This window comes from Aeromonas sp. FL131, from assembly GCF_049860615.1.
GTDB lineage: Bacteria > Pseudomonadota > Gammaproteobacteria > Enterobacterales > Aeromonadaceae > Aeromonas > Aeromonas hydrophila.
Genome location: NZ_CP187595.1, coordinates 3,676,047 through 3,688,554 on the forward strand (window position 1 = coordinate 3,676,047; position 12,508 = coordinate 3,688,554).

Below are 12,508 nucleotides of genomic sequence, written 5' to 3' on the forward strand. Positions count from 1 at the left end.
CACCCTGCGGTGGCCTGATGATCAACTCCCCTGCGAGCTGAGATGGTAGTGGCGGTTGCTGCCCTGCCCCAGCACCCCCTGGGCCAGCAGATGCTGGAACACCCGATCCACCTCCTCCAGCGACAGCGACAGCGCCTCTGCGACCCGCCGCTTGCTGCACTTGAGCTCGCCGCTCTCCAGCGCGCTGCGCACCTGAGCCACCACTTCCGGCTCGGGCTCCGGTCTGGCCATCACGGCGGGCACCATGGCCGCCACCTCAGCCTGGCGGGCCAGGGTCTGCTCCCTGGCCTGCTGCCACAGCCAGCTGCGGCGAAAGCGGTTCTCCTCGCCGATCAAGCTGACGAAGAAGGCGCCGAACACGTCGAGCAGCACGGAGAGGAAGCAGACCAGCAGAAACTGCACCTGGCTGATACTCATCCCCACCCCGTCCGCCAGGCTGCTCATCAGCCCCAGCATGGAGGATTGCTCGTTGATGGGCTTGGCGTCGCGCTCCTGACGCAGCTCGTCCTGGCGCAGCCTGAGCTTGGTGTTGGCCTGCTGCAGCCCGCTGACGCCGCTGGAGATACGCGCCATCTCGATGTACTTGCGGGCCGCCTCCTCGTTGAGCTGGATCTGTCGCTCTATGCTGGCGATCTGCTCGTCGAAGCGGGCGATCTCCCGTTCATGGCGCGCCTGTTGGTTGAGGATAGTGTTGGTGGCGCTGTTGATGCCGCCGATGCTGCCACCGATGGAGATGGCGGCCAGCACGCTGTAAAACAGCAGCGACCAGAAGGCCCCGCTCAGCTCCCGCCGCGCCTTGCACTCGCCGTACTCGTACCAGACGTAGAACTTGCCCAGCTCGAAGATGATGGCCAGGCCGCCGAACAGCCACTTCATCAGAGGGTTCTCGTCGATGGAGAGAAACAGCAGCAGGGAGAAGACGATGGAGGCCAGAATGGCCAGCCCGGTAAAACTGTACACCGTGGTCAAGGCGAACCACCCCTTGGGGTAGCGCAGCACGGTAGAAGCCTGTGTAGTCATGATGAAGGGGGTGCGATATGCAGGAAAAGTTGGCTGCCGATTATAGTCAGCCGAGCCACAGAATGAAGGCTAATCATTTGAATTGACTCAGATACCTTCACAAACGGACAGGCTGCGACCAGATTGGGCAAATTGTCGGCGCCTCCCCGTTGTCCGCCGCGGCAAACCCCGCTAGCCTGATCGCCTGCCCGCCCGCGGCAAGTCGGCATGACATGCCCGCCAACTGATGTCGTGCCCGGTTCCGGCCCGGTTAAGGCGCCAGCTTCTACACTGAGACCAATCCTTCCGCACTTGAGGTCATCATGCACAAATCCATCCTGCTGCTCTCCCTGCTGCTCGTCCAAGGCGTGGCCATGGCGGCGCCCCCCTCCAAGAACAACGATGGCGTCAAACTCTCCACCGACGACATCAAGCTGGACATCAACTGGGATCAGAAAGAGTACGACTGGTGGCAGAGCAACTGCCTGGATCTCGGCATCGGCGACAGCCGCATCCAGCTCAACTGCGACAAGATGGACGGCAAGTACCGGGACCACTACAACCGCAGCATCCACAGCGGCAACAACCCGGGCCAGGGCCACAACAAGCAGAAAGGCAACGGCAACGGCAACGGCAACGGCAACGGCAAGAAGAATTGATCCTCATCCCCGTCACCCTGACACAGGGGCCGAGGCCCCTGTGTCCATTTCTCTACCAGTAGTTCTCCGCACTGATGTTGCCGGGCGCCCGCCGCAGGTTCTTGGTCAGCCCCAATGACAGCAGGGTCTGCTGGGTCTCCTTCACCATGGCCGGGTTGCCGCAGATCAGCACCTGACTCAGCTCGGGAGCAAATTCCAGCCCGACCCGCGCCTGCAGCCGGCCGTCGGCGATGGCTGCCGGGATCCGCCCTGCCATCGCCTCGGGCCATTCCTCCCGGCTGACGAAGGGCACATAGCGAAAACGCTCGCCGTGGCGGGCGGCAAAACCCGCGATAAGCTCCCGGTAGCTCAGCTCTTCCCCCTTGCGCACCCCGTGCACCAGCACCAGATTCTCGAAACGGGCGAAGGCTTCCCCGTCGGCCAGCATGGAGAGGAAGGGGCCGATGGCGGTGCCAGTGGAGAGCAGCCAGAGATCGCGCCCGGCCGGTACCTCGTCCAGGGTCAGAAAACCTGTCGCTAGGGATTGCACCAGCAGGCTGTCGCCCGCTTGCAGGGAGCCGAGGGACGGAGTCAGTTCCCCATCGGGGATCTCGACGAAATAGAACTCGTGATAGGGGGCTGACGGGGGATTGACGAAGGAGTAGGCCCGCTGGACGCGGCGATCGCCCTGCTCGAGAGCCAGTTTGGTGAATTGCCCCGCCTTGTAGGGGGCCAGCTCGGCCGCCACACGCAGGGAGAACAGGGTGGGTGTCCACTCGATACGCTCAAGGACGCGACCTTCGACCCAGGCCATAGGGATCTCCTCCAGAAGAACGGATCCTTACTCTAACCCTGGGCCTGAAAATAAAAAACCCGCGCAAGTGCGCGGGTTTTTTCTGCAAAAGCGAATCGCTATTACAGGGCAACAACCTGGATCTGTACGGTTGCTTTGACGTCAGCGTGCAGCTGAACAACAACTTCGTAGTCACCGGTGTTACGCAGAACGTTGCCCATGCGGACTTCGCTCTTGGCAACGGCTACGCCGGCAGCAGTGATGGCTTCAGCCACGTCACGGGTACCGATGGAACCGAACAGCTTGCCTTCGTCGCCAGACTTGGAGGCGATAACAACGGCAGCCAGTTCACCCAGCTTGGCAGCGCGCTCTTCAGCGGCAGCTTTACCGGCAGCCAGTTTGGCTTCCAGCTCAGCACGGCGAGCATCGAAGGTCTCGATGTTGGCCTTGGTAGCCATAACAGCTTTGCCTTGCGGGATCAGGTAGTTACGGGCATAACCAGCTTTCACGGAAACTTGGTCACCCAGACCGCCCAGTTTGGCGATTTTGTCGAGCAGGATAACTTGCATTACCTTTCCTCTATAAATTTCGTTGAGTTAGGCTTAAGCGCCGGACCGATTCTTACTTGTTGTGCAGATCGGTGTACGGCAGCAGAGCCAGGTAACGAGCACGCTTGATGGCGCGTGCCAGCTGACGCTGATACTTGGCGCGGGTACCGGTGATACGGCTCGGTACGATCTTGCCAGATTCAGTGATGTAGTTTTTCAGAGTAACGATATCTTTGTAGTCGATCTCGGTAACGTTCTCGGCGGTGAAGCGGCAGAACTTACGACGACGGAAATAACGTGCCATGGCCTTTATCCTCTAGTCAGTGATCCAGAATTACTCTTCGGAAGCAGCTTCAGTAGCTTCTTCACGGCGCTCGTCGTCACGACGGGTGAAGCGCTCTTCCTTGGCCTTGGCCATCGGAGAAACTTCAGTTACGGCGTGCTTGGTGCGCATGATCATGTTGCGGATAACGGCATCGTTGAAGCGGAAGTTGGTTTCCAGCTCATCGATAACGGCTTGCTCTGCTTCTACGTTCATCAGAACGTAGTGGGCTTTGTGCAGTTTGTCGATCGGGTAAGCCAGCTGACGACGGCCCCAATCTTCCAGGCGATGAATGGTACCACCGGAGGTGGTGATGGCGCCGGTGTAACGCTCGATCATGCCAGGTACTTGCTCGCTCTGGTCCGGATGAACCATGAAGACGATTTCGTAATGACGCATTTTAGCTCCTTACGGATTAATTCAGCCTCCGCCCAGGTGCAGCCAGACCTCGGAGGCAAGGAACATAATGGTGTTTAGACGCTGCTTTTCTAGGGCGGCGTATTGTACAAAATCCCATCCCTCACTGCAACCAGCCGCCACCGATGTTTTTATCTATGAGAACAATACAAAACTTCAATTGATAATAATTATCATTTAGATCTATTCTATCTCCATGCACTTATGGAGGCTGATACCATGCAACCCGCGCTGACCACGGCCATCCCGGCCCGCAAATTCAAACTGACCCTGCTCGGGCCGGCCTTTATCGCCGCCATCGGCTACATAGATCCGGGCAACTTCGCCACCAACATTCAGGCAGGTTCCACCTTCGGCTACCAGCTGCTGTGGGTAGTGGTGTGGGCCAACCTGATGGCCATGCTGGTGCAGACCCTCTCGGCCAAACTCGGCATCGTCACCGGCAAGAACCTGGCGGAACACATTCGCGACCGGCTGCCCAAGCCAGCAGTCTGGGCTTACTGGGTACAGGCGGAGATCATCGCCATGGCCACTGATCTGGCCGAATTCATCGGGGCGGCCGTGGGCTTCAAGCTGCTGTTCGGGGTCACCCTGCTGGAAGGGGCCGGCATCACCGCCGTGGTCACCTGGGGCATTCTGATGCTGCAGTCCCGCGGCCAGAAACCGCTGGAGTTTGTGGTGGGCGGCCTGCTGCTGTTCGTGGCGGCGGCCTACATCGTCGAGCTGGTGTTCTCCCGCCCCCATCTGCCGAGCCTGCTGGAGGGCGCCCTTTTCCCCGGCCTGCCCAACAGCGACGCCGTCTATCTGGCGGCCGGCGTGCTCGGTGCCACCGTGATGCCCCACGTCATCTACCTGCACTCGGCATTGACCCAGCACACCCAGGATCAGGGCTCGGTCCCCCAGCGGCTGCACACCACCCGAGTCGACGTGGCCATCGCCATGACCATCGCCGGCTTCGTCAACCTGGCCATGATGGCCATGGCGGCGGCCGCCTTCCACAGCTCCGGCAACCAGCAGGTAGCGGAGCTGGAGTCGGCCTACCAGACCCTGACCCCGCTGCTGGGGCAGGCGGCCGCCACCCTGTTCGGCCTCTCGCTGGTCGCCTCCGGTATCAGCTCTACCGTGGTGGGCACGCTGGCCGGCCAAGTGGTGATGCAGGGCTTCGTGCGCTTCACCATCCCGCTCTGGCTGCGCCGCGCCATCACCATGGCCCCCGCCTTCGTGGTGATCGCCATGGGCCTCAACACCACCGAAATCCTGGTGCTGAGCCAGGTGGTGCTGAGCTTCGGCATCGCGCTGGCGCTCATTCCGCTGCTGATATTGACCGGCGATCGCGCCCTGATGGGGCAATATCGCAACCACCCGGTGACCCAGGCAGTCGGCCGCCTCATCGTCGCCCTGGTGATCGGGCTCAACGCCTACCTGCTGGTCGCCATGATCTAGCCCGCCATCCCCTCCCAAGGCCGGCTCGTTAACCGAGGTTAATGAGCCGGCTTGCGCTTTGGCGTATGCTGGCGGCTCTCTTCCTCTTCGATTTGCGGGAGCCATCCATGCCACATACCCGAGCCAGCTTCGTGCTGGGCCACTATCAGGAGCAGGCCAGCGTCACCTGCTGCCAGAGCGGCGACACCAGCCTGCTGGTCACCGACCTCACCCCTTTTCATCCCCAGAGCCACCTCTGGCCCGATCAGCCGGGTGACGTGGGTACCGTGCATTGGGAGGGCGGTGACGCGACCGTCGGCCCCTGCCGCATGGGGGCCATCAGTCCGGATGGGGAGCTGTTCGTCGACCAGGCGATCCCGGTCAAGCGGGGCGCAGAAGGGTGGCGCTTCGTGGTGGTGCACCCGCTGGCTGGCCACTGTGTGCTGGCTGTTGGCAGCCAGGTGACACTGCGGGTGGATGCCGAGGCCCGCCACGCCCTGAGCCTGGGCCACAGCGGCTGTCATCTGGCGGCACTGGCGCTCAACCGGGCGCTGATGCCTTACTGGCGCAAGGAGGTCAACGAGCAGGACGCGCTGGATCAGCCGGACTTCGATCGCCTCGCCATCCAGACCTCGCGGGTCGAGCCCATGGGTTCGCGCGAGCAGTACCGGATCGGCAAGAGCCTGCGCAAGAAGGGAGTCAACAGCGAGGCACTGCTGGCAGACCTGGCGCAGATAGAAGAGATGATCAACAAGCAGTTGGCAGACTGGCTGGCGGCCGGTGGCGAGATCCGCCGCAGCCGGGCCGGCGAGGCGATCATCGACTCCCGTTACTGGCACTGCTCGCTGGAAGGTCGGGAGGTCACCATCCCCTGTGGCGGCACCCACGTGGGCAGCCTGGCCGAACTGGGGCTGGTACAGGTGCAACTGGCCTCCTGTGAGGAGGGGTTCACCCTCACGACCCGGGTCACTCCCTGACCGGCCGGCCCGGATGCCTTAATCCGCCTACCCCTAGCCGAGACGGATCAGCAGGATCCCGCCCAGGATCACCAGGGCGGCCAGCAACCGGACCCGCCCCAGCGTCTCCCCCAGCCAGCCCCAGGAGAGCAGCACCGCAAACAGCACGCTGCTCTCGCGCAAGGCCGCCACCAGGCCGATGGGCGCCTTGGTCATGGCCCAGATGACGATACCGTAGGCCAACAACGACAGGGCGCCCCCGATGGCGCCGCTGCGCCACGCCGCAGGCCCCAGCTCGCGCCAGGCGGTGCGACTCTGCCAGCGCATCAGCAGCGGCATCATCAACGCGGTGAGGGCGAACAGCCAGAGGGTGTAACGTATCGGCTCACCGGCCGAACGGGCTCCCGCCCCATCGGACAAGGTGTAGGAGGCGGTAAACAGTGCCGTGATGAGCACCGCCTGCAGCGCGGCCGGCGCCAGCCGCAGACCGCCGCGCCACGCCATCAGCAGCACGCCGCTCACCAGCACCACGGCCCCCGTCACCGCCACCATCCCCGGCACTTCACCCAGCAGCAGGGCCCCGAACAGCAGGGTCACCAGAGGGGCACTGCCCCGGGCCAGCGGATAGACCTGGCCGAACTCACCCAGCCGGTAGGCTCGACCGAGAAAAAGACAGTAGCCGCAGTGCAGCAGAATAGAGAGCGCCAGCCAGGGATATTCGGCCGCCACAGGCCAGCCCACCAAGGGCAGCAAGGGAGCGGCAAACAGGCCGGAGCAGAGGGAAACCAGCAAGACGCTGACGCGCCCCTCGGCCTGGCGCTTGGCCAGCGCATTCCAGAGCGCGTGCAGCAGGGCGGCCAACAGGATGGCAGCAAAGATGGTAGGGGTCACGACAGGGTTCCGATAGCAACAGGCCGCCCAGCATAGCCGGTTTGCCCGGCCATGACAGAGAGCGGCCTCATAAGATGCCTGTTTTTCTCACCCATCGGCCTGCTGCCGATGGGGATGTCATCAGCGCACTCGGCGCTGCCAGTGAATGGCCAGCAGGATAAAACTCACCCCGACCCAGAGGTTCCACGCCGGGATCTCGCCAAACAGCCAGACCCCCAGCAGCACCACGAACATCAGGCCAGAATACTCGGTCGCCGCGATGCGGTTGGCCTCAACCTGGCGATAGGCGTAGAAGCAGCTGGCATGATAGAGCAGTTGCATGATGCCGCTGCCGCCGATCAGCACCAGCAGTTGCCAGTCCACCGGCTGCCATTGATGTACCGCCAGCCCGGCGGTCAGCGGCAGAGCCAGCAGGTTGGCCCAGAACAGGGTCGCCACCACCGAGATCCCGGCTGGCAACTTGCGACCCGTAATGTTGAACAGCGCCAGGGTGAAGGCAGTAACCAGGGCGCCCAGCCCGGCCAGATGGAAATCCCCCGGCCGCAGCACGAACACCACGCCGAGCAGCCCCATGCCTCCCAGCAACCAGACGCGGGAATTGATCTTCTCCTTGAGCAGCCAGGCCGCCAGCGGCAGCGTCAGCAACGGGGAGACGTAGAAGATGGCGTTGGCCGTGGCCAGCGGCAGCTGGGTCAGGGCCAGCATCATGCCGCCCCCGCCGAGCAGGCAGAGGTGGCCGCGCAGCAGGTGCCACTTCCAGGCACCCAGTCCCCAGGCCGAGCGCGGAACCCGCAGCATGAAGGGCAGCAGCACCAGCAGGGTCAGCAGCTGGCGCAGGAACATATATTGGAAGGGACTGAAGCCGGGGCCGATCAGCTTGACCAGCACATCGGAGAAGGCCTGGGCCAGATTGCCCAGCACCAGGGTGATGATGGCGAAGGTTTGCAGGTCCAGTGCGAACCGCTTGCGCAACAACTCCATCAGCGACAGCCGCTCGAGTGGCGAACGCTAATAAAATGGCTCAACGGCTCAATCGCTGAATCTTGTTCTGAATTAATGGGGTAAAAGACCATTTTTAAAACCTATCCATCAACTGTTGCCGATTAATCACTCAGAGGGTACCCACTAACATGGCGCCGAGCACCCGTTTTCTTTACTACCTCAAGACATAATAATTTCATTGTTATGCTTAAAAGGTATTAAGAGGAGCTCATGCCGATGTGGGGAATGTCATCTTCCAGATAGGGTTCACCCACGGCAGTGAAGCCGTGACGACCATAGAAACCTTGCAGGTGTGCCTGGGCCCCGAGATAAATGCTGACCCCGGGCCACAGCCGGGCACACTCCTGCAGCGCCTGCTGCATCAGCCGGTGACCCAGGCCATCACCTCTCGCCTCGGGCGCCGTCACCACCCGACCGATCACCACCTGCTGCGCCTTGGCCACACCAGGTGCCATCAGCCTGGCATAAGCCACCAGTGCCCCATCCTGCCAGCCGAGCAGGTGCAGCACGTCGGGGCGCTTGTCGACGCCGTCCATATCGAGGAAAACGCAGGTCTGCTCCACCACGAAGACCCGGGATCTCAGGGTGAGCAGTTCATAGAGTTCGTTGACGTCGAGTTGTTCGAAAGATTTGAGAGACCAGTTCATGGGGGTTCCTTGCTCATGATGAGAAGGGCAGCATAGCCAGCCACACACGGGTCGGCATTAACCTTTGTTAAGATCCTTCAGCCGTTTGCGAATGCGGCTCAGGCTGATGGGGGTGATGCCGAGGTAGGCGGCGATCTGGTGATCGGGCACCCTGGCCTCCAGCGCGGGGAAGCTGCGCAGAAAGTGCTGATAGCGTGCCTGCGGACTCTCGGTCAAGAGCAGCAGCTCCTTCTCCTCCTTGATGCGCAGCTGCACCGCCAGCAGATGCTGATACCAGGCGGGCCAGCAGGAGAGCGTGCGCAGATCGGCCAGATTGAACAGCAAGAGCCGACAGGGCTCCAGCGCCTCCACGCTGTAGCGGGCCGGCTCGCCGCTGAGCAGGTGGTGGAAGTCGAGGAACTCGTCACCCTCCCAGTAGAACTCCTTGATGTACTCGCGGCCATCCGCCAGCACCACCTTGGCCCGCAGCAGCCCCTGCTCCACCATCACCAGCTGATCGGGTCGATCGCCGGCATGCCAGAGGCAGGCACGGGGGCTCAGGGTCAGCGGACGGGCAAAAGAGAGGAGGCGCGCGGCCTCCTGCTCATCTGTGACCCGATCCCGGCAAAACGGGGGTCTGTCCATTCAGCTTGCCTCAGGCACGACGCTGGCGCACGGCTTCGAACAGACAGACGCCGGTCGCTACCGAGACGTTGAGGCTGGATACCGCCCCTGCCATCGGGATGCTCACCAGCTCGTCGCAATGCTCGCGGGTGAGGCGACGCATGCCCTTGCCCTCTGCGCCCATCACCAGCGCCATCGGGCCGGTCAGTTTGGCCTGATACACGTCGTGATCCGCCTCGCCGGCAGTACCGACGATCCAGACGCCACGCTCCTGCAGCTCGCGCAGGCTGCGGGCCAGATTGGTGACCTGGATCAGCGGCACCACCTCTGCGGCGCCACAGGCGACCTTGCGCACGATCGGGGTCAGACCGGTGGCCTTGTCGCGCGGCACGATCACCGCATGCACTCCGGCCGCATCGGCGCTGCGCAGGCAGGCGCCCAGGTTGTGCGGATCGGTCACCCCGTCCAGCACCAGCAGGAAGGGTTGAGTCTGTTGCTCGGCCAACTTGTCCAGCAGGCTGGCCAGGTCGTGTTCGGCCAGCTTCGGCGCCTCTTTCACCCGGGCCATGATGCCCTGGTGATTGTTGCCCTCCGCCTTGTCGTCGAGCGTCTTGCGGTTCACGCTCTGCACCTTGAGGCCGAGCGCATCCAGCTCGGCCAGCAGGGGTTGCAGCCGGTCGTCATCGCGCCCCTTGAGGGCCCACACTTCGATGAAACGCTCCGGGGTGCGCTCCAGCAGCGCGGATACAGCGTGAATGCCGTAGATCAGTTCAGTACTCATTTAGTGCTCTTGGCCTTATCGCGAGCTTTTTTGCTCGGTCGTCTGTTGCTCGGTTTGGCGCGGCCGCCCTTGTCGGATTTGCCGTGATCCTTGCCCTCTTTACGTTTTTCGTGACGCTGTGCGCTCTTGGCCTTCTCTTTCTTGATCTCTGCCTGCTTGCGCGCCATCTCTTTGGCGTTCTTGCCAGTTGCCTTGAGCGGCTCTTCGACCATCACGAAGTCGATCTTGCGATCATCCAGATTCACGCCCATCACCTTGACCCGCACCTTGTCACCCAGACGGTAGCGGCGGCGGAAGTTCTCGCCGATCAGTTGCTGGTGCAGCGGGTCAAACTGGTAGTAGTCGTTGGTGAGGGTGCTGACGTGCACCAGACCGTCGATGTGGATCTCGGCCAGACGCACGAAGAAGCCAAAGCCGGTGACGCTGGCGATGACGCCGTCAAACTCGTCACCCACGTGATCCAGCATGTACTCGCACTTGAGCCAGTCGGCCACGTCGCGAGTGGCGTCATCGGCACGGCGCTCGGTCATGGAGCAGTGCTCGCCCATCGGGTCCACTTCTTCCAGCTGGTAGTGGTAGCCACCGCTCGGAGTCCACTTGTGGCGCAGGTTGGCCTGCTGCTCCTTGGCGGTCTGATACTTGATCGCCCGGTGCAGAATGAGGTCGGGGTAGCGACGGATCGGCGAGGTGAAGTGAGCGTAAGACTTCAAGGCCAGACCGAAGTGACCGATGTTGTCGGCCTGATAAATGGCCTGACGCATGGAGCGCAGCAGCATGGTGGAGAGCAGCTCCGCATCCGGGCGCCCTTCGAACTTGGCGGCCAGGTCGGCGAAATCTTTCGGCTCGGGCTCCAGGCCCCCCTTGAGCTCCAGACCCAGCTCGGCCAGGAAGTCACGAAAACCGGTCAGACGCTCTTCGCCCGGACGGTCGTGCACCCGGAACAGGGCGGCGGCCTCGTTCTTCTCGATGTAGCGGGCAGCGGCCACGTTCGCCTGGATCATGCACTCTTCGATGATCTTGTGGGCGTCGTTGCGCACCAGCGGCACGATGCGGTCGATCTTGCGCTGGGCGTTGAAGATGAAGCGGGTCTCTTCGCTCTCGAACTCCACCGCACCGCGCTGATGGCGGGCATGCTTGAGCGCCTTGTAGAGGTTGTTGAGCTCTTCGATGTGACCCACCAGCGGCTCGTACTGCTGACGCAGCTTGGGATCCCCTTCCAGGATCGCCGCCACCTTGGTGTAGGTCATGCGGGCATGGGAGTTCATCACCGCTTCGTAGAACTTGTAGCCGGACATGCGGCCGGCGGCGGAGATGGTCATCTCGCACACCATGCAGAGACGGTCAACCTGCGGGTTGAGCGAGCAGAGGCCGTTGGAGAGCACCTCCGGCAGCATGGGTACCACGAATTCGGGGAAGTAGACCGAGTTGCCGCGCTGGTAGGCTTCGGTGTCGAGGGCCGTGCCCGGCTTCACGTAGGCAGAGACGTCGGCAATAGCGACCCACAGGCGCCAGCCGCCGCCGCGCTTGGCTTCACAGAAGACGGCGTCATCGAAGTCACGGGCATCTTCCCCGTCGATGGTGACCAACGGCAGGGCACGCAGGTCGATGCGACCCTCTTTGGCCTTCTCCGGTACCTGTTCGCCCAGACCGGCAACCTCCTTGGTCACCTCTTCCGGCCAAGTGTGCGGAATGCCGTGGGTACGCAGGGCGATCTCGATCTCCATGCCGGGCGCCATGTTTTCACCCAACACTTCCAAGACGGTGCCGACCGCATTGAAGCGGGCGGTGGCGCGCTGATTGATGCGCACGACCACGACCTGGCTCTGGCGAGCCCCCTTGTTCTCCCCTTCCGGGATGATGATGTCCTGGCCGATGCGGCTGTCATCCGGCACCACGAAGCCGACGCCGTTCTCGACGAAGTAGCGACCGACAATGTCTGCTTCACGGGACTTGAGCAGGCGTACCAGACGCGCCTCCTGGCGCCCCTTGCGGTCGATCTCGGTAGGCTGCACCAGGGCGTAGTCGCCGTGCATCAGGCGCTGCATCTCGCGGTTGTTCAGGAACAGATCCGGGCCACCACCCTCGGGGCGCAGAAAACCGAAGCCATCTTTGTGGCCGAGCACGTAGCCTTTCACCAGATTCAGGCGATCCGGCAGGGCGTAACACTGGTTGCGAGTGAATACCAGCTGACCATCACGCTCCATGGCGCGCAGACGACGGCGCAGGGCTTCCAGCGGCTCTTCTTCGGTCAGCTTGAGGACCTTTGCCAGCTCTTCACGGGACATGGGCTTTTCATGGCCCTTGATGAGGTCGAGGATCATCTCGCGACTGGCGATGGGGTTCTCGTATTTTTCGGCCTCGCGTTCGAGGAAAGGATCTTTTTGAGACATAAGCAGGCCTTAGGGTAGGTGGTAACGGTGCCATTATATCGGAGGGGGGGGCGAATGGCATCCATCGACTGCCTTTTGGCCAATCTCTCTGTCATACTA

14 protein-coding genes are annotated in these 12,508 nt (G+C 62.4%); 3 read left to right on the plus strand and 11 right to left on the minus strand.

The window, feature by feature from the left end; all coding sequences use genetic code 11:
* Nucleotides 1-21: 21 nt before the first annotated feature.
* Nucleotides 22-1,020, minus strand: a complete 999-nt coding sequence (locus ACPW75_RS16980; RefSeq protein WP_065479583.1) for a Preprotein translocase subunit SecY — start codon at nucleotides 1,018-1,020, stop codon at nucleotides 22-24.
* A 302-nt stretch (nucleotides 1,021-1,322) separates the two neighbouring features.
* On the opposite strand from ACPW75_RS16980, the gene ACPW75_RS16985 reads away from it, so the two are divergent.
* Entirely contained in the window at nucleotides 1,323-1,658 is a 336-nt protein-coding gene (locus ACPW75_RS16985; protein ID WP_077095910.1) for a hypothetical protein, read from the plus strand.
* A gap of 52 nt (nucleotides 1,659-1,710) precedes the next feature.
* Here ACPW75_RS16985 and ACPW75_RS16990 read toward each other — a convergent pair whose 3' ends face one another.
* The 4 genes from ACPW75_RS16990 to rpsF all read right to left on the minus strand — a co-directional run bounded on the left by ACPW75_RS16990 (nucleotide 1,711) and on the right by rpsF (nucleotide 3,699).
* A complete protein-coding gene (locus ACPW75_RS16990; RefSeq protein WP_077095909.1) occupies nucleotides 1,711-2,451 on the minus strand; it encodes a ferredoxin--NADP reductase in 741 nt (246 codons plus the stop codon).
* Nucleotides 2,452-2,552: 101 nt separating this feature from the next.
* Nucleotides 2,553-2,999: a 50S ribosomal protein L9 gene (gene rplI, locus ACPW75_RS16995; RefSeq protein WP_011704669.1), complete on the minus strand. Its 447-nt coding sequence runs from the start codon at nucleotides 2,997-2,999 to the stop codon at nucleotides 2,553-2,555.
* Between the two features lie 52 nt (nucleotides 3,000-3,051).
* A complete protein-coding gene (gene rpsR, locus ACPW75_RS17000; RefSeq protein WP_005308890.1) occupies nucleotides 3,052-3,282 on the minus strand; it encodes a 30S ribosomal protein S18 in 231 nt (76 codons plus the stop codon).
* Between the two features lie 30 nt (nucleotides 3,283-3,312).
* A complete protein-coding gene (rpsF, locus tag ACPW75_RS17005) occupies nucleotides 3,313-3,699 on the minus strand; it encodes a 30S ribosomal protein S6 (RefSeq protein ID WP_005308887.1) in 387 nt (128 codons plus the stop codon).
* A 237-nt stretch (nucleotides 3,700-3,936) separates the two neighbouring features.
* On the opposite strand from rpsF, the gene ACPW75_RS17010 reads away from it, so the two are divergent.
* Both ACPW75_RS17010 and ACPW75_RS17015 read left to right on the plus strand, forming a co-directional pair.
* Nucleotides 3,937-5,160, plus strand: coding sequence for an Nramp family divalent metal transporter (locus ACPW75_RS17010; protein WP_179101378.1), 1,224 nt, complete (start codon nucleotides 3,937-3,939; stop codon nucleotides 5,158-5,160).
* A 65-nt stretch (nucleotides 5,161-5,225) separates the two neighbouring features.
* A complete protein-coding gene (locus ACPW75_RS17015) occupies nucleotides 5,226-6,116 on the plus strand; it encodes a hypothetical protein (protein WP_179101377.1) in 891 nt (296 codons plus the stop codon).
* A 33-nt stretch (nucleotides 6,117-6,149) separates the two neighbouring features.
* On the opposite strand, the gene ACPW75_RS17020 is transcribed toward ACPW75_RS17015, so the two are convergent.
* From ACPW75_RS17020 to rnr, 6 genes are all read right to left on the minus strand, one after another.
* On the minus strand, nucleotides 6,150-6,986 hold the full coding sequence (locus tag ACPW75_RS17020) for a DMT family transporter (protein ID WP_041217471.1): 837 nt from the start codon (nucleotides 6,984-6,986) through the stop codon (nucleotides 6,150-6,152).
* Nucleotides 6,987-7,106: 120 nt separating this feature from the next.
* Nucleotides 7,107-7,967, minus strand: coding sequence for a DMT family transporter (locus ACPW75_RS17025; protein WP_041217472.1), 861 nt, complete (start codon nucleotides 7,965-7,967; stop codon nucleotides 7,107-7,109).
* A 218-nt stretch (nucleotides 7,968-8,185) separates the two neighbouring features.
* Nucleotides 8,186-8,635 (minus strand): GNAT family N-acetyltransferase, encoded by a 450-nt coding sequence (locus tag ACPW75_RS17030; protein WP_041217473.1) that lies wholly within the window; start codon nucleotides 8,633-8,635, stop codon nucleotides 8,186-8,188.
* 57 nt (nucleotides 8,636-8,692) lie between these two features.
* Nucleotides 8,693-9,259: a Crp/Fnr family transcriptional regulator gene (locus tag ACPW75_RS17035; RefSeq protein ID WP_077095907.1), complete on the minus strand. Its 567-nt coding sequence runs from the start codon at nucleotides 9,257-9,259 to the stop codon at nucleotides 8,693-8,695.
* A 10-nt stretch (nucleotides 9,260-9,269) separates the two neighbouring features.
* Nucleotides 9,270-10,019: a 23S rRNA (guanosine(2251)-2'-O)-methyltransferase RlmB gene (rlmB, locus tag ACPW75_RS17040; protein ID WP_011704663.1), complete on the minus strand. Its 750-nt coding sequence runs from the start codon at nucleotides 10,017-10,019 to the stop codon at nucleotides 9,270-9,272.
* Complete coding sequence (gene rnr / locus ACPW75_RS17045; protein ID WP_016349442.1) at nucleotides 10,016-12,409, minus strand: ribonuclease R; 2,394 nt, start codon at nucleotides 12,407-12,409, stop codon at nucleotides 10,016-10,018. Before rnr ends, rlmB begins: the two co-directional genes overlap by 4 nt.
* Between the last annotated feature and the right edge of the window lie 99 nt (nucleotides 12,410-12,508).

What these genes read in the sequence shown, in the direction of transcription:
- ACPW75_RS16980 (WP_065479583.1), bottom strand. Translation starts at nt 1,020, where the DNA reads ATGACTACACAGGCTTCTACCGTGCTGCGCTACCCCAAGGGGTGGTTC.
- ACPW75_RS16985 (WP_077095910.1), top strand. Translation starts at nt 1,323, where the DNA reads ATGCACAAATCCATCCTGCTGCTCTCCCTGCTGCTCGTCCAAGGCGTG.
- ACPW75_RS16990 (WP_077095909.1), bottom strand. Translation starts at nt 2,451, where the DNA reads ATGGCCTGGGTCGAAGGTCGCGTCCTTGAGCGTATCGAGTGGACACCC.
- rplI (WP_011704669.1), bottom strand. Translation starts at nt 2,999, where the DNA reads ATGCAAGTTATCCTGCTCGACAAAATCGCCAAACTGGGCGGTCTGGGT.
- rpsR (WP_005308890.1), bottom strand. Translation starts at nt 3,282, where the DNA reads ATGGCACGTTATTTCCGTCGTCGTAAGTTCTGCCGCTTCACCGCCGAG.
- rpsF (WP_005308887.1), bottom strand. Translation starts at nt 3,699, where the DNA reads ATGCGTCATTACGAAATCGTCTTCATGGTTCATCCGGACCAGAGCGAG.
- ACPW75_RS17010 (WP_179101378.1), top strand. Translation starts at nt 3,937, where the DNA reads ATGCAACCCGCGCTGACCACGGCCATCCCGGCCCGCAAATTCAAACTG.
- ACPW75_RS17015 (WP_179101377.1), top strand. Translation starts at nt 5,226, where the DNA reads ATGCTGGCGGCTCTCTTCCTCTTCGATTTGCGGGAGCCATCCATGCCA.
- ACPW75_RS17025 (WP_041217472.1), bottom strand. Translation starts at nt 7,967, where the DNA reads ATGGAGTTGTTGCGCAAGCGGTTCGCACTGGACCTGCAAACCTTCGCC.
- ACPW75_RS17030 (WP_041217473.1), bottom strand. Translation starts at nt 8,635, where the DNA reads ATGAACTGGTCTCTCAAATCTTTCGAACAACTCGACGTCAACGAACTC.
- ACPW75_RS17035 (WP_077095907.1), bottom strand. Translation starts at nt 9,259, where the DNA reads ATGGACAGACCCCCGTTTTGCCGGGATCGGGTCACAGATGAGCAGGAG.
- rlmB (WP_011704663.1), bottom strand. Translation starts at nt 10,019, where the DNA reads ATGAGTACTGAACTGATCTACGGCATTCACGCTGTATCCGCGCTGCTG.
- rnr (WP_016349442.1), bottom strand. Translation starts at nt 12,409, where the DNA reads ATGTCTCAAAAAGATCCTTTCCTCGAACGCGAGGCCGAAAAATACGAG.